The organism is Dyella sp. 01L423 (assembly GCF_056399945.1).
On sequence record NZ_JBFTSI010000005.1, the window covers coordinates 311637 to 328286 of the forward strand.

Annotated in this window: 15 protein-coding genes and 1 tRNA gene; 8 read left to right on the top strand and 8 right to left on the bottom strand. The window is 64.6% G+C overall.

Annotation, left to right across the window (positions count from 1 at the left end):
• Window position 1 precedes the first annotated feature (1 nt).
• The 5 genes from AC1DMY_RS15585 to AC1DMY_RS15605 all read right to left on the bottom strand — a co-directional run bounded on the left by AC1DMY_RS15585 (window position 2) and on the right by AC1DMY_RS15605 (window position 6876).
• Window positions 2–1819, bottom strand: a complete 1818-nt coding sequence (locus AC1DMY_RS15585; RefSeq protein ID WP_477165948.1) for an SLC13 family permease — start codon at window positions 1817–1819, stop codon at window positions 2–4.
• 841 nt (window positions 1820–2660) lie between these two features.
• Window positions 2661–3386, bottom strand: a complete 726-nt coding sequence (gene trmB / locus AC1DMY_RS15590) for a tRNA (guanosine(46)-N7)-methyltransferase TrmB (RefSeq protein WP_477165838.1) — start codon at window positions 3384–3386, stop codon at window positions 2661–2663.
• A gap of 2 nt (window positions 3387–3388) precedes the next feature.
• Window positions 3389–4189 carry a thiazole synthase gene (locus AC1DMY_RS15595; protein WP_477165839.1) on the bottom strand — a complete coding sequence of 267 codons (801 nt, stop codon included), beginning with the start codon at window positions 4187–4189 and terminating at the stop codon, window positions 3389–3391.
• Window positions 4190–4249: 60 nt separating this feature from the next.
• On the bottom strand, window positions 4250–4450 hold the full coding sequence (thiS, locus tag AC1DMY_RS15600) for a sulfur carrier protein ThiS (protein WP_046972188.1): 201 nt from the start codon (window positions 4448–4450) through the stop codon (window positions 4250–4252).
• A gap of 89 nt (window positions 4451–4539) precedes the next feature.
• Window positions 4540–6876, bottom strand: coding sequence for a DUF6600 domain-containing protein (locus tag AC1DMY_RS15605; RefSeq protein WP_477165840.1), 2337 nt, complete (start codon window positions 6874–6876; stop codon window positions 4540–4542).
• A 332-nt stretch (window positions 6877–7208) separates the two neighbouring features.
• On the opposite strand from AC1DMY_RS15605, the gene AC1DMY_RS15610 reads away from it, so the two are divergent.
• From AC1DMY_RS15610 to AC1DMY_RS15635, 6 genes are all read left to right on the top strand, one after another.
• Window positions 7209–7282, top strand: a tRNA-Gly gene (locus tag AC1DMY_RS15610).
• An 88-nt stretch (window positions 7283–7370) separates the two neighbouring features.
• Entirely contained in the window at window positions 7371–7826 is a 456-nt protein-coding gene (locus AC1DMY_RS15615; RefSeq protein ID WP_441604448.1) for an ATP-dependent zinc protease family protein, read from the top strand.
• A complete protein-coding gene (gene rimK / locus AC1DMY_RS15620) occupies window positions 7823–8740 on the top strand; it encodes a 30S ribosomal protein S6--L-glutamate ligase (RefSeq protein ID WP_477165841.1) in 918 nt (305 codons plus the stop codon). Before AC1DMY_RS15615 ends, rimK begins: the two co-directional genes overlap by 4 nt.
• Window positions 8741–8857: 117 nt before the next feature.
• Entirely contained in the window at window positions 8858–9343 is a 486-nt protein-coding gene (locus AC1DMY_RS15625; RefSeq protein ID WP_477165842.1) for a hypothetical protein, read from the top strand.
• Window positions 9344–9635: 292 nt separating this feature from the next.
• Entirely contained in the window at window positions 9636–10322 is a 687-nt protein-coding gene (locus tag AC1DMY_RS15630) for a response regulator transcription factor (protein ID WP_046972192.1), read from the top strand.
• Window positions 10306–11592: a sensor histidine kinase gene (locus AC1DMY_RS15635; protein ID WP_477165843.1), complete on the top strand. Its 1287-nt coding sequence runs from the start codon at window positions 10306–10308 to the stop codon at window positions 11590–11592. The genes AC1DMY_RS15630 and AC1DMY_RS15635 overlap by 17 nt, the downstream gene beginning before the upstream one ends.
• A 274-nt stretch (window positions 11593–11866) precedes the next feature.
• Here the strand turns inward: AC1DMY_RS15635 and AC1DMY_RS15640 are convergent, their stop codons facing one another.
• The 3 genes from AC1DMY_RS15640 to metF form a co-directional block, all read right to left on the bottom strand.
• Window positions 11867–12784 carry a branched-chain amino acid transaminase gene (locus AC1DMY_RS15640; RefSeq protein WP_477165844.1) on the bottom strand — a complete coding sequence of 306 codons (918 nt, stop codon included), beginning with the start codon at window positions 12782–12784 and terminating at the stop codon, window positions 11867–11869.
• Between the two features lie 96 nt (window positions 12785–12880).
• Window positions 12881–13489, bottom strand: coding sequence for a DUF4124 domain-containing protein (locus AC1DMY_RS15645; protein WP_477165845.1), 609 nt, complete (start codon window positions 13487–13489; stop codon window positions 12881–12883).
• Window positions 13490–13517: 28 nt separating this feature from the next.
• Window positions 13518–14345 carry a methylenetetrahydrofolate reductase [NAD(P)H] gene (gene metF, locus AC1DMY_RS15650; RefSeq protein WP_477165846.1) on the bottom strand — a complete coding sequence of 276 codons (828 nt, stop codon included), beginning with the start codon at window positions 14343–14345 and terminating at the stop codon, window positions 13518–13520.
• A gap of 206 nt (window positions 14346–14551) precedes the next feature.
• On the opposite strand from metF, the gene ccoN reads away from it, so the two are divergent.
• Entirely contained in the window at window positions 14552–15997 is a 1446-nt protein-coding gene (ccoN, locus tag AC1DMY_RS15655) for a cytochrome-c oxidase, cbb3-type subunit I (RefSeq protein ID WP_477165847.1), read from the top strand.
• A 10-nt stretch (window positions 15998–16007) separates the two neighbouring features.
• A complete protein-coding gene (ccoO, locus tag AC1DMY_RS15660) occupies window positions 16008–16649 on the top strand; it encodes a cytochrome-c oxidase, cbb3-type subunit II (protein WP_477165848.1) in 642 nt (213 codons plus the stop codon).
• Window position 16650 lies beyond the last annotated feature (1 nt).

Consider the following 16650-nt stretch of genomic DNA (forward strand, 5'->3'; position numbering starts at 1 on the left):
CTCAGTGATACATCAAATTAATCGTCACCAACGTCAACACCAGCACGATGGCAGTTAGCGGGAGTCCTACGCGAAGAAAGTCTTTGCCGCGGTAGCCGCCGGGGCCGGCGATCATCATCAGGGCGGGGTGGCCTGAGCTGAGCAGGAAGGTGTTGGAGGAAGAGACGGCGACGATCAGCGCGTAGGCGGATGGATTATTGCCAGTGGCGACGGCGACGCTGATGGCGATGGGGACCATCATCACGGTGGCGCCTACGTTGGACATCACCTGCGAGAACAGCAAGGTGAGGATGGCCAGCGACAGTTGCAGGATCCAGTGGTTGGTGTGGCCGAGCTGTTGCAGCACTTCTTGCGCAAGCCATGCGGCGGCGCCGGTGGCGTCCATCGACCAGCCCAGCGGAATCAGGCAGGCGGTGACGAAGATGGTCTTCCAGTTGATCGCCTTGTACGCCTCGTCCATGTTCAGCACGCCGGTGAGCAGCATGCCGATGGCGCCGGTCATCATGGCTACGGATAGGTCGAGGTGCGTAAACAACGCAAGGCACTTGGCGAGCAGGAAGAAGCCGACCGCCTGCCAGATTTTGCCGGGGCGTTGTTCTTCTTTCGGAATGTCGGTGACGATCACCAGGTCGCGGTCTTCGCTGGCGAGCACCAGATCGCGCCAGCTTGAGTGCAGCACCAGCGTATCGCCTGCGCGCAAGCTCACCGAGCGCACGTCGTCGCGATACACCTGGTCGCCGCGATTCACGGCGAGCACCGAGATGCCGTAGCGCTTGCGCAGTCGCAGGTCGCCCACGGTCTGCTTGAGGAAGCGCGAGCTCGGCGGAATCACCGCTTCGGAAATACCGGCACGCGACGGGTTGAACAGCTCGCCCAACTGCCGCATGCGCGGCGAGAGTTTGCACAGCTGGTTGTTGGCGAACTGGTTGAGCTGGTCGCGCGGGCCGAGCACGCCAAGCACCGAGCCCACCCAGATGACGTGATCCGCCGGCGGCGCCATGCGCGCATCGTTGCCGCTCTTGATGGCCAGGATCAGCGGCGCGCCGTACAACTGCTCGACTTCGCCGATGCTCATGCCCACCAGCGGGCTTTCAGCGGTGACGGTGAGCTCGGCTGTTTCACCAACGATGCCGTAGGTGTCGGCAAAGTAGCTTTCGGTACGGCCCGGGGTCACCTTGAGTCGTTCGTCTTCGCGCTCAGGCAACAGTTTCTTGCCGAAGAAATAGAAGAACGCCACACCGGTGAGCGCCAGCACCAAACCGACGGGTGTGACGCTGAAGAGGCCGAACTTGGGAATCGTGTGAGCGCCCGCAGGCAGGTTCGCATTCGAGCTGGCGACCAGGTCGTTCAACACGATCAGAGGCGAATTGGCGATGAGCGTGGTGTTGGTGGCGGTGAGTATGCAGAACGCCATCGGCAGCAGCAGGCGCGAGATCGGGACGCCGGTGCGTGCTGCGAGGCGGCTGGTGACGGGGATCATCAGCGCGGCCAGCGCCTGGCTGGGAATCACGGCGCTGAACAGGCTGGTGACCAGGTTGATCACCAGGCCCAGGCGCGATTCCACGCCGCGCGCCATGCGCATCACGAAGCTGGCGGTGAGGGTGAGCACGCCGGCGCGGTCCAGTCCCGCACCCATGATCATGATCGCGATGATCGCGATAACGGCATTACCGGCGAAGCCGTTGAATACGCGGTCGGAAGGAATGAGTCCGGTGAGGCCGATCACGACCACCACCAGCAGGGCCACCATGTCGGCGCGGATCCACTCCAGCACCAACATCAGCATGGTGAAGCCCACCAGCCCCAGTACCAGGATCATTTCAGGGGTGAGGGCGAGTCCCACTAGGGTGCGCCCCCGAATTGGGCGTCCTGATGACGGCTGGATGTGGGCAGTGGGAGCTTCACGCTACGACGACTCGTCCCTGTTTGAGACGTGAGTATAAGCGCGTGGTGAGGTGGGCTGGTGAACCTAGGCTGCAAAGTGGGGCGCGATATTTGTTTTCTTTGCTTTTGGCGAGAGGTTTGGGAGGGCGTTGTGATTTCGCCGTCATGCCGGAAGCTGCCGGGATCCAGAGCCTCGGACTTCGGTTGTCGCCTTATCGCCAGCGTGCCGCCTGCGCGGCGGGCGTTTCGAGCGGCTGCCACCGCTCGAGTCACTTTTCTCTTGCTGGCCCAAGAGAAAAGTAACCCAAAGAGAATGGCCTATAACGCCCGCAGCATTGTGCTGGGATAAGCCCGAGCGCTCGAGGAGGGTTGTTGCGGGACACCCATGGGAGGCCACACAGCGGGCACTTCAATGCGCTGCGCAATGCGCCCGAATCGCTGAGGACTTAAAGCGGGGCCTCGCTGCGCATCGGCTTTGGTCCTCTCTCGCTCCGTCGCGCCGGCTTGTCTGCGGGAGCGCACCCTGTGCGCGACAGCCACGCTCGGGTGTACCGCTCCGTAGGCTTGTCGCGCACAGGGTGCGCTCCCACAACATGGCCGACACCCACGATCCTGCGCAACCTTGTAGGAGCGCACCTTGTGCGCGACCGCAGCGCTGGGGCGTGCCGCTCCGTCGGCTGGTCGCGCACAGGGTGCGCTCCTGCAGGCACTCTATGGCTAGGACCGCCTCGAGAGAAACGCGGTCCCCTTCGGGAAGAGGAGGCAAAGCGCTATGTTCAGCGCTTGCGGTACAGCAAATCCCACACCCCGTGACCCAGCTTCAAACCACGGCGCTCGAAGTGCGTCTCGATGCGCCAAGCGGGCTTTTCGGCGTATTGGCCGGGGCCGACGTCGTTGCGCCAGTCGGGTGCCGCTTCCATCACCTCAAGCATGTGCTCGGCATAGGGCTGCCAATCGGTAGCCAGATGCAGCAAGCCGTTGGGGGCCGTGCGGGAGGCGAGCAGGGCGACGAAGTCGGGCTGGATGATGCGGCGCTTGTTGTGGCGCTTCTTGTGCCACGGGTCCGGGAACCAGATGCGCGCTTCGGCGAGGGTGCCAGGCGGAACCTCGTTTTCCAGCACTTCCACCGCATCGTGCTTGTACAGGCGCACATTGCTGGCATCGCGCGCGGCCAGTGCGTTCATGAGGCGGCCCACGCCGGGGCCGTGCACTTCCACGCCGAGGAAGTCGCGGGCGAGGTCGTGTTCGCTGGCCCAGGCCAGCGCCTCGCCGTTGCCGAAGCCGATCTCCAGCACCAGCGGCGCAGCACGGCCGAAGCGCGATGCAAAGTCCTGCGACCTGCCGCTGTAATCGATGCCAAAGCGCGCCCAGTGGTCGTCGAACGCCCGCTGCTGTGCCGGCGTCATGCGGCCTTCGCGCAGCACGAAGCTGCGGATGCGGCGCATGAAGGGCGGCTGTTCGGCGCCGTCGTGATCGCCGTCGTGGTCGTGCATGTCGCTCATGGTCAGCCGATGGTGCCGTCGATCGGGCTGGACGCGGAGGCGAAGCGCTTGCGCGGAATGCGGCCAGCCTTGAAGGCAGCGCGCCCGGCCTGGATCGCCAGCTTCATCGCATGCGCCATCAACACGGGATCCTTGGCGCCGGCGATGGCGGTGTTCATCAGCACGCCGTCGCAGCCCAGCTCCATCGCGATGGCGGCATCCGAGGCGGTGCCCACGCCGGCGTCGACGATGATCGGCACCTTGGCGTTCTCGATGATTTCCAGCAGGTTGTAGCGGTTCTGGATGCCCAGGCCCGAGCCGATCGGCGCGGCCAGCGGCATCACGGCCACGCAGCCGATCTCTTCCAGGCGCTTGGCCAGGATCGGGTCGTCGCTGGTGTAGACCATCACGTCGAAACCGTCGGCCACGAGCACTTCGGCTGCCTTGAGCGTTTCCACGACATCGGGAAACAGCGTGCGCTGGTCGCCCAGCACTTCCAGTTTCACCAGCTTGTGGCCGTCGAGCAGCTCGCGTGCGAGCTTGCAGGTGCGCACGGCATCGACGGCGTTGTAGCAGCCGGCGGTGTTCGGCAGCAGGGTGAATTCTTCGGGTGGGAGCGCGTCCAGCAGGTTCGGCTGGCTGGCGTCCTGGCCAAGGTTCACGCGGCGGATGGCGACGGTGACGATCTCGGCGCCGGCGGCCTGGCTGGCGCGGCGGGTTTCGTCGAAATCCTTGTACTTGCCGGTGCCGGTGAGCAGGCGCGAGCCGTAGCTCTTGCCGGCGATGATCAGCGGATCGGAAGCGTCGAGCGTCTTGATATTCATCGTAAGGTCTTCAGTCTGCGGCGACGCCTGGGCGTCGCATGAACGCGCATGCCGGGGCGATCAACCGCCGCCGATGGCATGGACGATTTCCACGTGGTCGCCGTCAGCCAGGCTGTGGCTGGCATGCAGGCTGCGCGGGACGATCTCTTGGTTCACTTCCACGGCGACGCGGCGCTGGCCGTAGCCGGCGTCTTCAAGCAATTGGGCGACGGTGGTGGCGGGGGCGCAGTCGCGCGGACTGCCATTGAGCGTGATGTGCATCCGTCCATTGTAGCGGCTGCCGGCGCGAATGCCGCCCTGGAAACGAAGAGGCCCGGCGGTGCCGGGCCTCGAGAGGGCGGTGCAGACCCTCAACGCTGTTGGTCTTCCCGACGCGGAGCCGCCCGGTGCTCCTCGTGATTGGACTGCTGCTGACGCTGCTCCGGCCGTGCCTGCTGGGGTTGCGGCTGAGGATTGCCGCGGGGCGCCTCGTTGCGCTGCTGCATCTCCTGCCGCTGTTGCATTTGCTGGCGTTGCTGCATGGCGTCGCGTTGCTGCATCTGCTGTTGCATCGCCTGGCGCTGCTGGGCTTCCTGCTGCTGCATTTGCTGCCGTTGCTGCGGGGCATCGGGTGGCTGCAACTGCGTCTGCATCCTCTCACGCTGCTGCTGGACTTCCTGCTGCTGGATTTGCTGGCGCTGCTCCAATTGCTGCTGTTGCGCCGCCTGTCGCTGCCGCATCTGCTGTTGCTGCATGTCCTGGCGCTGTTGCACGGCGCTGTCCCGCTGGAACCGCTCGGCGTTGTCCTGGCGCGCCTGCTGCGGCTGGGCCGGTTCGATGCGCGGCGGCGTGGGCAGGCTGCCCGGGGGCACCTGCTGGCTGCGCATGCGATCGGATTCCGCGCTGGGGATAAAGCTCACGCCCGGCCGCGGCTGGTTGTTCTCGTTGCGTTGGATCGGGGGCTGGCCGTTTGGTCGTACATAACGCGAGGACTGCAGCTCGCCCGGACGCATGGCCGCCGGTTCGTTGTCGCCGCGAGGCTGCGGACGCGCCATGGACCCGGCCGGGTTGCCGCGCATTGCCGGGTTGGCCTGGTTGCCGGAAATCTCCTGCGGGCGATTGGCCGCGCCGGCGCGCATGCCGGGACCCTGGCCGTTGAGCAGTCGCACGTTGTCCTGCGCGGGAGCCATGCGCGGGTTGCCGGCGACATTGGCCGGGCGACCGCCAAAGTTCGCGGCGGGCGGCGTGCGCGCCACCACTTCACGCTGGAAGCCGCCGGCCGGCAAGGGGCGCGCGTTGTTCGCACGCGGCGGCGCAAAGCTGGCGCGTACCGGTGCGATCCCGGCGACGCCGCGCGGGGCGATCTGGGCGCCGGCGAAGCGTTGCGGATCCATCCCCGCCATATGCTGCCGTGCATTGCGTGCGGCGACGAAATCCTGGCCAGGCATCGCGCGGAACGCATGCGGCACATCGCGGTTGATGTAGCGCTCGTTAGGCGCCGCGCGTCCGTCACGGTAGTAGTTGTAGCGCTCGTTGATGTGGTTGATCACCAGGTTGCGGTTGTTGCGCACATAGATATTGTTGACGTTGACGTTGGTGTAGTAACCGCGGCTGGCGTGATACCACGGGTTGTAGACCTCGCCCGGGCCCAGCGGGAACCAGCCGACCGGACCGCCCACGCCGATGGAAATGCCAGCGCCGCCGCCCACGAAAGCCACCAGCGCCGGTGCATAGACCGGACGCACGCCGACCGGACCCGGCACCCAGCCCCAGCGTCCGCGCAGATGCGCCCAGCGGCCATAGTGGTAAGGCGCAAAGCCCCAGGGCGCCGCGTCCACCCAGGTCCAGCCCCAGGGGCCGACATACGACCAGTGACCGTCGCTGTACGGCGACCAGTCGGCACCCACGTTGGCGGGGTACCAGACCTGGCCGTAGTCCGAATCGGGCTGCCAGTTGCCGTATTGATCCAGGTCCTGGGCGCCCACGACATCCGGCGATACGTACTGGTTGGTCGGCGCCGCTGCGTACTGCTGGTTGCGGCTGTCCACCCAGTTGTCGAAGTCGTCGCCGCCCTGGATATCGTTGATGGTCACCACGCTCAGCGAGGAGTCGACGAACTCGTAGGAGCGGCCCGCGCCCACCAGGCGTTGCGCGCCGCCTTCGCCGTAGACCGTGGCGTGGCCGTCGAAATCGATCACGCGGGTGGACTTGCCGTCGTCGCTGATGTCGACGCGGAAGCTGCCAGGCTGGTCGATCACCAGCGCGACCGTCGGCGTGTCGATTTCATAGCTCTGGCCCTCGTCCAGGCCCCGCACCGCGAGATTCACCGTGCCCTGGGTGAGCTCGACCTGGGTGAGCTGGTCGTTGAGGGTGAGAAAGCCGACGTTGGAATCGTCCGCCATGCGCAGCGTGCCGCTGTCCAGTTCCAGTTCGGCGCGCGCGCCCTGGCTGGTGGCCAGGCGGTCGCCGGTGGTCAGCGGGCGGTTGAGGCTGGCATCGCCCCAATCCTTTTCGCCAGCGGGGAGGAGACCGACGTCGCCAGTGCGGTAGGACAGGCGTGCCACACGCGATGGCGGATCGCCGGCGCCATTGTCATCGGGGGGCGCCTGCGTCTGCGCCTGGCTAAGCCCGCCGGCGCAGATCAACAGGGCCGCTGCCATCCATCGCCAGCCCTGCGGCGATGTCAGGAAAGCAGGAAGCACACGCATCGGGTTCTCCGGAGCTGGACGCGATGGTTATCGCAGAATGGTTTCGTCGCCCGCAAGAACGCATGGGGAATCGCCGGCGCCGACGTCTGCATTATGCGGATGAGCGATCCATCCCTAGCAAGGACCGGCAAGGCCGCGCCAAAAAGTGGTTCAGCCGGCCGCCATGTCCGGTTCACGCCGGGTTGGGAAAGCCGTATCCAGGCATACCAGGAAATTCGCGCGATCAAGCTTTGGCTCGCTCGCCCGGGGCACTTGGCCATCCGGCGTCCGTCTTGATCGACGGGCCGGCGGTTCCCAAGCCCCGCGGAGGCGGGTTACCATCGCCAAACGTTGCGGGTGTAGCTCAATGGTAGAGCTGTAGCTTCCCAAGCTACTGACGAGGGTTCGATTCCCTTCACCCGCTCCAATGTTGGTCTCGACCCCGTTGCTCTCGACTCCATTGCTCTGGACCCCACCGAGCTCCCTACACGTAACCCTTGCGGCGTGCGCTGATCATGGCGGATGTGACTACCCTCGGCTGGCGGGAGCGCTTGGCATTGCCGATGCTCGGCATTCCTCTGCTCAAGGCCAAGCTTGATACCGGCGCGCGTAGCAGTTCGTTGCACGTGGACTCGCTGGAAAGCTTCGTGCGCGCCGGCGATACGTGGCTGCGTTTTTCGGTCACCGTGGGTGGGCGTCATCGTGTTGCCGTGACTTGCGAAACGCTCGCGCTCGACCGGCGCGCGGTCACCGATACGGGCGGCCGGCGCACGCTGCGCTGGTTTATCCGCACCGACGTGGTGGTGGGCGGCGAGCGCTTTGCCGTCGACATCAATCTGACCGACAGGCGCCATATGCTGTTTCCCATGCTGCTCGGGCGTAGCGCCTTGCACGGGCGATTCGCGGTCGATCCTGCGCTTTCCTACACACAGCCTCGACCGATCCGGGCGGGCACGACGGGTGTTTCATGAAGATTGCCATACTCTCGCGCAACACTCGTCTGTACTCGACGCAGCGCCTGGTCGACGTCGCGCGCGAGCGGGGACACGTGGTGCGCGTACTCGATCCGCTGCGCTGCTACGTGCGCATTGCACCGGGCAATATGTCGATCCGCTACAAGGGCAAGGCGATCAAGGGCATCGACGCGGTCATCCCGCGCATCGGTGTCACCAGCACGTTTTACGGCACCGCGGTGCTGCGTCAGCTGGAAATGATGGGCGTGTACACGCCCAATACCTCGGACTCGGTGTTGAGCGCACGCGACAAGCTGCGCTCGCTGCAGATCCTGGCAGCCAAGGGCCTGGATATGCCGGCCACCGTGTTCGGCGACAATCCCGACGACACCGCCGACGTGCTGGCCATGCTGGGCGAGCCGCCTCACGTGATCAAACTCAATGAAGGCAGCCAGGGCACCGGCGTGGTGCTGGCCGAGAAGCGCAGTGCATCGCAGAGCGTCATCGAAGCCTTCCGCGGCCTCTATGCCAACTTCCTCGTGCAGGAGTTCATCGCCGAGGCCAAGGGCACCGATCTGCGCTGTTTCGTGGTGGGCAAGAAGGTGGTCGCTGCCATGCAGCGCGAGGCCAGCCCTGGCGAATTCCGCGCCAACATCCATCGCGGGGCCACCGCCAAGGCCGCCACGCTGAGCGCCGAGGAGCGCCGGATTGCCGTACGCGCCGCCGCGGCCTTGGGGCTCGGCGTGGCCGGCGTGGACATGCTGCGCTCCAAGCGCGGCCCGCTGATCCTGGAAGTGAACGCCTCGCCCGGGCTGGAGGGCATCGAGGCCGCCACCGGTGTGAATGTGGCGGGGGCGATCATCCAGCTGCTGGAAAACGAGTCGGGCGCCGCGGCGGTCCCGGTCAAACGGCGCTCGCAACGGGCCGGCTGAGTTCTTTTGTGCCGGACTACCACTTTCGGCCTTTGACCCCGCGCCGAATCCCGGCCTAGCATTGGGGTTCCTGCAGGGCGCATCCCGAGGGGGGATGCCGCAGGGTGGAGGAAACCAATGAAGCGGAAGTACTGGCTGCCGGTCGCGGCGGCGATGATGCTCGTGTTGCAGGTGGCGACGGTTCACGCAAAGGAAACCAAGCCTGACGTCAAGGCCACTACCAAGGATGAATTCGCTGCGGTAGCCGACCATGTTCGTCAGCAGATGGCTCCCGGCGGTCGGTTCGATTCCGTGAAGGCCAACGACCAGACCACGGTCAACCGTGACTTGGGCGCGATGGAATCGCTCTACGACAAGTTCGGCACGGTCGACGCGATGGATCAGGCGTCCAAGATCCAGCTTTTCAACAACCAGTCCGAAGTGAATGCGATCCTGACCCGCAACGACGCCAATCGCGAAGTATGCGAGCAGGTCAAGCCGATGGGTTCGAACATTCCCAAGACGGTGTGCAAGACCCAGCGCGAGATCAACCTCGAGAATGATCAGTCTCAGCGGATCATGCAGAACATGCAGCAAACCAAGAACGCGGTTGGCGGCCACTAAGCCCATTAACGGTGTTGTGAGTACCGGTTAACCACCGTGTAACTGCGGGACACCTATAAAGTCCCCACTGCAATTTGTTGGCACTTCCGCAAGGTCTGGTGACAGCAGATTTCGGTATCGGGGCAGTAGCTTGAGCCCAGGCGAGCGACCACGAGTCGAGCGGCCTGGGCTTTTTTCTTGCCCGATGCCCGGCCTCGTTCAGCTTTCTTCCCCGCGAGGCCCCTTTCCCCACCACAAGCTTGTTAAGCTTGTTGCCTCGGCCGGCCTCATGCCGGCTGCGTATGGAGGACGCATGCGCGTACTGGTGATCGAAGACAACAGCGATATCGCCACCAACATCGGCGATTATCTGGAAGACCGCGGCCATGTGGTCGATTTCGCCGGCGATGGCGTCACGGGGCTGCATCTGGCCGTCGTGCATGACTTCGACGTGATCGTGCTCGACCTGACCTTGCCGGGCATGGATGGCCTGGACGTGGCCCGCAAGCTGCGCCACGAAGCCCACAAGCAAACGCCGATCCTCATGCTCACCGCGCGCGATGCGCTGGAGCAGAAGCTCACCGGCTTTGAGTCCGGCGCCGACGACTACATGACCAAGCCGTTCGCCCTGCAGGAACTGGCAGCGCGCCTGGAAGTGCTGGCGCGTCGCGGCAAGGGTCCGCAGAGCCGCGTCCTCAAGGTGGGCGACCTCACCTACAACCTCGACACGCTCACGGTCACCCGTGAAGGCAAGTCGATCCAGCTCAACCCGATCGGGCTGAAGCTGCTGCAGGCCCTGATGGAGGCGAGCCCCTCGGTGGTGACCCGCCAGGATCTGGAGCAGCGCGTGTGGGGCGAAGAACTGCCCGACAGCGATTCGTTGCGCGTGCATATCCATGGCCTGCGTGCGGCCATCGACAAGCCGTTCGACAAGCCGCTGATCCACACGCGTCACGGTATCGGATATCGAATGGTCGAACCGGATGCAGTCCAGGCGTAAGCTCAGGTTTCGCCTGGTTGTCTCCTTCGCGCTGTTCGGTTTCGGCCTCAGCGCGTTGTTTGCGTTTGCGGCGCTGAATATTCGCAGTCGGGTGGAGGACCAGTTGGTCAACTCCAGCCTGATCGACGATGCGAAATACGCCAACCAGTTTGCCCAGGCGCACCCCGATGCGCCCGGGCCCGGGTCGCGCCTGATCACCGGCATGACCAAGAGCGAGCGCACGCTCTATAAGGCGCCGTTGACGTGGCAGAACCTGGATACGGGTGTGCACGACATCAACGAGGTCGCGGATGACGGCACGCAGCACCACTACAAGCTGGCGGTGTATCGCGAGAACGGCATCATCAGCTTTGTCCGTTACGACGTATCGCGTGAAGAGCTGGGCAAGCGCCAGCTGGTCATCAGCGTGATTGCCGCGGTGTTCCTGTTTGGCCTGCTGTCGTTGGTGCTTGGTTTTTGGCTGTCGAGGAAGGTGCTCAAGCCGGTCAGCGAGCTGGCGCGTCGCTTGCGCGACTTCCGCAAGAACGGCAAAGCCGAGCCGCTGGCGCCGCACTTTGCCGATGACGAGGTGGGCGAACTCGCGTTCGCACTCGATGAGTACTCGCAACGACTCACCGCGATGGTGGAGCGTGACCGCGAATTCAACTCTGACGTGAGCCATGAGTTGCGCACGCCGCTGGCTGTCATTTCCAGCACCACTGAACTGCTGCAGGGCTCGCCTGATCTGACCGACAAGTTGCGCGAGCGCCTCAAGCGCATCGAGCGTTCGTCGCGTCAAGCGACCGAACTGATCGAGGCGCTGTTGCTGCTATCGCGTGCGGAACGTCGCGGCCCCACCCGTGGCGAAACTACGGACGTGGGTAAGGTGGCGTCGGATGTGATCGAAAGCCAGCGCCCTCAGATGCGCGACAAGCCGCTGGAAGTGGAACTGCGGGTCAAGCAATCGGCAAGTATCAATGCGCCGGCGTCGGTGCTGGCCGTGGCGCTCACCAACCTGATCGGCAACGCCATCAAGTACACGCTCGAAGGCCGTGTCACGGTAGAGGTGAGCGCCGATCGCATCGAAGTGATCGATACCGGCCCGGGCATCAAGCCTGAAGATGCCGAGCGCCTGTTCCAGCGTGGTGTGCGTGGCGAAGGTGCTGGCGGTAGCGGTGCGGGATTGGGCCTGGCGATCGTGCGCCGCCTGTGTGATCTCTACGGGTGGGACGTGTCGATGCGTCCGCGTACCGATACCAACGGGGCAGTTGCGAGCATCGTGTTCGGCTGATCGAATTACGCAGGGTTTGCTTCGCTCTTCTGCTCGTCATTCCGGCGCAGGCCGGAATCCAGTGGCGATGCGTTTTAGTTTTCGCGCGAGCTTTCAGGGCAGGCTGTCATGACGCGTCAGCCGGGCACAGACGCTACTGGTTTCCGGCCTGCGCCGGAATGACACCTAAGGAAGGTAGCGATTGCCCCGCCAGCGCGCCAACACGCAGCGCCCTCAAAACAAAAGCGGCGCCATCACAGCGCCGCTTTCATGAAAGCCGCTTTCCTTCAAAAACTCAAAGCGGCTCCAACCAACCCCACTGGTCGTTGGTCTTGCCATTGAACAAGCCAAAGAACAGCTCCTGCAGGCGACGCGTCACGCGGCCGGCCTTGCCGCTGCCGATCTGCTTGCCGTCGACCGCGCGAATCGGCGTGATTTCCGCCGCCGTGCCGCACATCAGCAGTTCGTCACACAGGTAGAGGTATTCACGCGGGATATCGCGCTCGACTACCTCGATGCCGTCCTCGCGGGCCAGCGTCTTGATCGAGTCGCGCGTGATGCCGGCAAGAATGGATGCGCTGGCCGGGGTGGTGTGCAGCACGCCGTCGAACACCAGGAACAGGTTCTCGCCCGCGCCCTCGCTGAGCAGACCGGTGGAGGCCATGGCGATGCCTTCGCCGAAGCCCAGGCGGCGCGCTTCACGCGCGATCAGCTGGCCGGAAAGGTAATTGCCGCCGGCCTTGGCGCCGGCCGGAATGGTGTTGGGCGCAAAGCGCTGCCAGCTCGACACGCAGGCATCGATGCCGCTTTCGAGGGCTTCTGGGCCGAGGTAAGGACCCATCGGCCAGGCGGCGACGGCCACGTCGATCGGCGTTTCCGCCGACAGGCCGAAGCCACCCAGGCCGCGGTAGGCCACCGGGCGCAGGTAGGCGGCCGAGAGACCGTTCTTGCGCACGACTTCGCGGCAGGCGGCAGCGAGTTCGTCCTGCGAATAGGGCACGACCATGTCGTAGATCTTGGCCGACTGGTAGAGGCGCTTGAGGTGGTCGGTCAGGCGGAAAATCGCCGCGCCGTCCGGCGTGGCATAACTGCGGATGCCTTCGAACACCGACGAACCGTAGTGCAGCGCATGCGCCATCACGTGGGTGGTGGCGTCTTGCCAGGGCTTGATGGCACCGTTCTGCCAGATCCAATCGGGGTACTGCTGCGCCATGGGGGATCTCCGGGGAAAAATCGCGCCATGATACCGCGGCGGCGTGATGGGCGATTTTGCGCAGCACCAAAGGGGGAAGATCAGCGCCCCTGGAATTCAGCCCGAAGCGCGCAACCAAAGGCAGCCGGAGCGCCGCACCACGCTGAAGCGGGTCTCATGTGCCACGCCGCTGCCATCGCCCGATGCCGTGCGCACGACCAATTGCTGATCGCCGCCCGATGAGGGTGGCGACCGCGGCGCATCGGCGGCAGGCGAGTTCAACATCGGGTCGTCGCTGGGGGGCGGCGGCGAGTCGCCGATTTCCGAGGCCGTCCCGATGTCGAGCAGCGGACGCTGCATCAGCGAGCCAAGCGAGCGGATATTCGCGACCACGGCATCGCGACCATAGCCGTTCCAGATCATCAGGCCGGCCAGGCGATTGGGGTCGCGCGCAGCGAACGCGTCGATCATGCCCTGCCGCAGCGCGCCCACCGACGTGGCGCAGCTTACCGGCGGCGGCGTGGTGGTTCCGAGGGTCGAGACGGCCTGCGTTACCGGTGGTTTCGCGTCGACGGGCGGCGAGCTTACCGGCGTCGCCTGCAAGGCGGCGCACGGCTGATCGGTGAACAGCGGATTGCCGTCCGCGCCGATGCAGCGATGAATGCCATCCTGCGCCATGGCGCACAGCGGCAACAACAGCAGTAGCGCCCAGCCGATTCGCCTCATCCATCGAGCTTACGCCCGATGCCGTTGCTTATCCGTGCAGCCGGTCGAGGATCGCGAGCGTGGCACGCGCGCGGTTCAAGGTATAGAAATGCAGAGACGGCGCGCCGCCTTCCAGCAAGCGGCGGCACATTTGCGCCACCACGTCGGCGCCCAGCTCGCGGATCGAGGCGGCATCGTCGCCATGGGCAAGCATGCGCTTGGCGATCCAGCGTGGAATCTCCGCACCGCAGCCATCGGAGAAACGCTTGAGCTGCGAATAGTTGGAGATGGGCATGATGCCGGGCACGATCGGCACCTTCACGCCAAGCCGTCGCACGTCGTCGACGAAGCGGAAATACGCATCGGCGTTGAAGAAGTACTGCGTGATCGCGCCATCGGCGCCGGCGTCGACCTTGGCCTTGAAATGGCGCAGGTCGGCCAGCGCATCGTCGGCCTGCGGATGCATTTCCGGATAGGCGGCCACTTCGATATGGAAATGATCGCCCGAATGCTCGCGGATGAAACGCACCAGCTCGGAGGCATAACGGAAGTCGCCGGGCGTGGCCATGCCCGAGGGCAGGTCGCCACGCAGTGCAACGATGCGGCGATAGCCGGCCGCGCGGTAGTCGTCGAGCAGTGCGCCCAGTTCCGCGCGCGTCCCGCCCACGCAGGAAAGATGCGGCGCCACGTTGAGACCGTGGTCGGTGTGCAGGCGGTGCACGGTTTCACCGGTGTAGCTCAGCGTTGACCCGCCTGCACCAAACGTCACCGAGACGTACTCGGGCGAACGCGACTTGAGCAGCGCAGCGGCCTGGTCGAGCTGGGTGCGTTGTTCGTCGGTCTTGGGCGGGAAGAACTCAAAGCTGATGCTCGACATCGGGGTGGTCCCTGCGGTGGCGGTGGGCGAGAGTATATATCTCTTTCTCGCGATATAGAGATGTCTGGAAGAGGGCGGCCATTCAGGCCCCACCTGCGACAAACCGCGGCAGCCGATTCCCGCGCCGCCATTGATCCAGATCAATTGGCCAGTTCCGCCCGGCCCCCAGACTTCCCGCCGTTCAGTTATGCCTAGGAGTGGGCTTCATGGTGGGCGTCGAGGGGACTTACAACGACAAGGTCATACGGCAGTTTTCCGTGATGACCGTGGTCTGGGGCGTGGTCGGCATGCTGGTAGGCGTTTTCATCGCTGCCCAGCTGTATTGGCCCGCCCTCAATTTCGACGTGCCGTGGCTCAGCTACGGTCGTCTGCGCCCACTGCATACCAATGCGGTGATTTTTGCGTTCGGCGGTTGCGCGCTGTTCGCGACCAGCCTGTACACCGTGCAGCGCACCTGCCATGTGCGGCTGATCTCCGACAGGCTTGCCTCGTTCGTGTTCTGGGGCTGGCAGCTGGTGATCGTGGCGGCGGCGGTATCGCTGCCGTTGGGCTACACGCAGGGCAAGGAATACGCCGAGCTCGAGTGGCCGATCGACATCCTGATCACCATCGTGTGGGTGGCGTACGCGGTGCTGTTCTTCGGCACCATCGCCAAGCGCAAGGTGAAGCACATCTACGTCGCCAACTGGTTCTACGGCGCGTACATCATCACCATTGCGCTGTTGCACATCGTCAACAACCTGGCCATTCCCGCCGGCCCGATGAAGTCCTACTCGGTGTATTCGGGTGCGGTCGATGCGATGGTGCAGTGGTGGTACGGCCATAACGCCGTGGGTTTCTTCCTGACCACTGCCTTCCTCGGCATGATGTATTACTTCGTGCCCAAGCAATGCGATCGGCCGATCTATTCGTATCGCCTGTCGATCGTGCACTTCTGGGCCCTGATCGCCATCTACATGTGGGCGGGTCCGCACCATTTGCAGTACACCGCATTGCCCGACTGGGCACAGAACCTGGGCATGGTGTTCTCGCTGGTGCTGCTGGCGCCGTCGTGGGGCGGTGCGATCAACGGCATCCTCACGCTGTCGGGCGTCTGGTACAAGCTGCGCACCGATCCGATCCTGAAGTTCCTCGTCGTCTCGCTCTCGTTCTACATGATGAGCACGTTCGAGGGGCCGATGATGTCGATCAAGACGGTCAACTCGCTCAGCCACTACACCGACTGGACCATCGGCCACGTGCACGCGGGTGCGCTGGGCTGGGTCGCGATGATTTCCATCGGCTCCATCTACGCGATGCTGCCGCGCCTGCTGCGCCTGCCGAAGATGTATTCGATCAGGCTGATCGACCTGCACTTCTGGCTGCATACCATCGGCGTGGTGGTGTACATCGCCGCGATGTGGATCGCCGGCGTGACGCAGGGCCTGATGTGGCGTGCCACCGACCCTGACACCGGCACGCTTACCTATGCGTTCGTCGAAGCGCTCAATGCCACCAAGCCGTATTACGTGGTGCGTGTGGGCGGTGGCGTGATCGTGCTGGGCGGCATGCTGGTGATGGCATGGAACGTATTGAAGACTTTCCGCCTGGCCGCCGCGAGCACCGAGCCGCAACCGCTGCTCATGCCCGATGCCGCCGATGCGCGTGCCTGAGGGAACAGACATGAGCAATGCACACGCTAAACTCGAAAAAAACATCGGCCTGATGGGCATCCTGGTCGCGGTCGCGGTGTCCTTTGGCGGACTTGCCGAAATCGTGCCGCTGATGTTCCAGGCGGAAACGATCAAGCCATTGCCGGGCATCAAGCCCTATCCGGCGCTGCAGCTGGCGGGCTTTGACGTCTATGTCCGCGAAGGTTGCTACAACTGCCACTCGCAGATGGTGCGCACGCTGCGCTTTGAAACCGAGCGTTACGGCCACTATTCGCTGGCGGGTGAATCGGTCTACGACCATCCGTTCCAGTGGGGCAGCAAGCGCACCGGTCCCGATCTCGCCCGCGTGGGTATGCGCGGCTATTCCGACGACTGGCATCGCGCGCATCTGCACAATCCGCGCGACGTCGTGCCGGAGTCCAACATGCCCGGCTATCCGTGGCTGGCGGACAACAAGCTCGATGGCCAGGAAGTCGCCACGCATATGCGCGCGCTCAAACGCATCGGCGATCCGTACAGCGAAGAAGAGATTGCCGGCGCGGCCAAGGCGGTCGAGGGCAAGACCGAGCTCGACGCGGTGATCGCTTATCTGCAGGCGCTGGGCACGCATGTGTCGCAGGCCGACATGCAGGCTGCCGAAGGAGCGGAGTGAG

Coding starts and splice junctions, on each gene's coding strand:
- trmB (WP_477165838.1), bottom strand. CDS start 3,386: ATGAGCGACATGCACGACCACGACGGCGATCACGACGGCGCCGAACAG.
- metF (WP_477165846.1), bottom strand. CDS start 14,345: ATGTCGAGCATCAGCTTTGAGTTCTTCCCGCCCAAGACCGACGAACAA.
- AC1DMY_RS15640 (WP_477165844.1), bottom strand. CDS start 12,784: ATGGCGCAGCAGTACCCCGATTGGATCTGGCAGAACGGTGCCATCAAG.
- AC1DMY_RS15605 (WP_477165840.1), bottom strand. CDS start 6,876: ATGCGTGTGCTTCCTGCTTTCCTGACATCGCCGCAGGGCTGGCGATGG.
- ccoN (WP_477165847.1), top strand. CDS start 14,552: ATGGTGGGCGTCGAGGGGACTTACAACGACAAGGTCATACGGCAGTTT.
- AC1DMY_RS15615 (WP_441604448.1), top strand. CDS start 7,371: ATGGCGGATGTGACTACCCTCGGCTGGCGGGAGCGCTTGGCATTGCCG.
- AC1DMY_RS15630 (WP_046972192.1), top strand. CDS start 9,636: ATGCGCGTACTGGTGATCGAAGACAACAGCGATATCGCCACCAACATC.
- AC1DMY_RS15635 (WP_477165843.1), top strand. CDS start 10,306: ATGCAGTCCAGGCGTAAGCTCAGGTTTCGCCTGGTTGTCTCCTTCGCG.
- AC1DMY_RS15645 (WP_477165845.1), bottom strand. CDS start 13,489: ATGAGGCGAATCGGCTGGGCGCTACTGCTGTTGTTGCCGCTGTGCGCC.
- thiS (WP_046972188.1), bottom strand. CDS start 4,450: ATGCACATCACGCTCAATGGCAGTCCGCGCGACTGCGCCCCCGCCACC.
- ccoO (WP_477165848.1), top strand. CDS start 16,008: ATGAGCAATGCACACGCTAAACTCGAAAAAAACATCGGCCTGATGGGC.
- AC1DMY_RS15585 (WP_477165948.1), bottom strand. CDS start 1,819: ATGATCCTGGTACTGGGGCTGGTGGGCTTCACCATGCTGATGTTGGTG.
- AC1DMY_RS15625 (WP_477165842.1), top strand. CDS start 8,858: ATGAAGCGGAAGTACTGGCTGCCGGTCGCGGCGGCGATGATGCTCGTG.
- rimK (WP_477165841.1), top strand. CDS start 7,823: ATGAAGATTGCCATACTCTCGCGCAACACTCGTCTGTACTCGACGCAG.
- AC1DMY_RS15595 (WP_477165839.1), bottom strand. CDS start 4,189: ATGAATATCAAGACGCTCGACGCTTCCGATCCGCTGATCATCGCCGGC.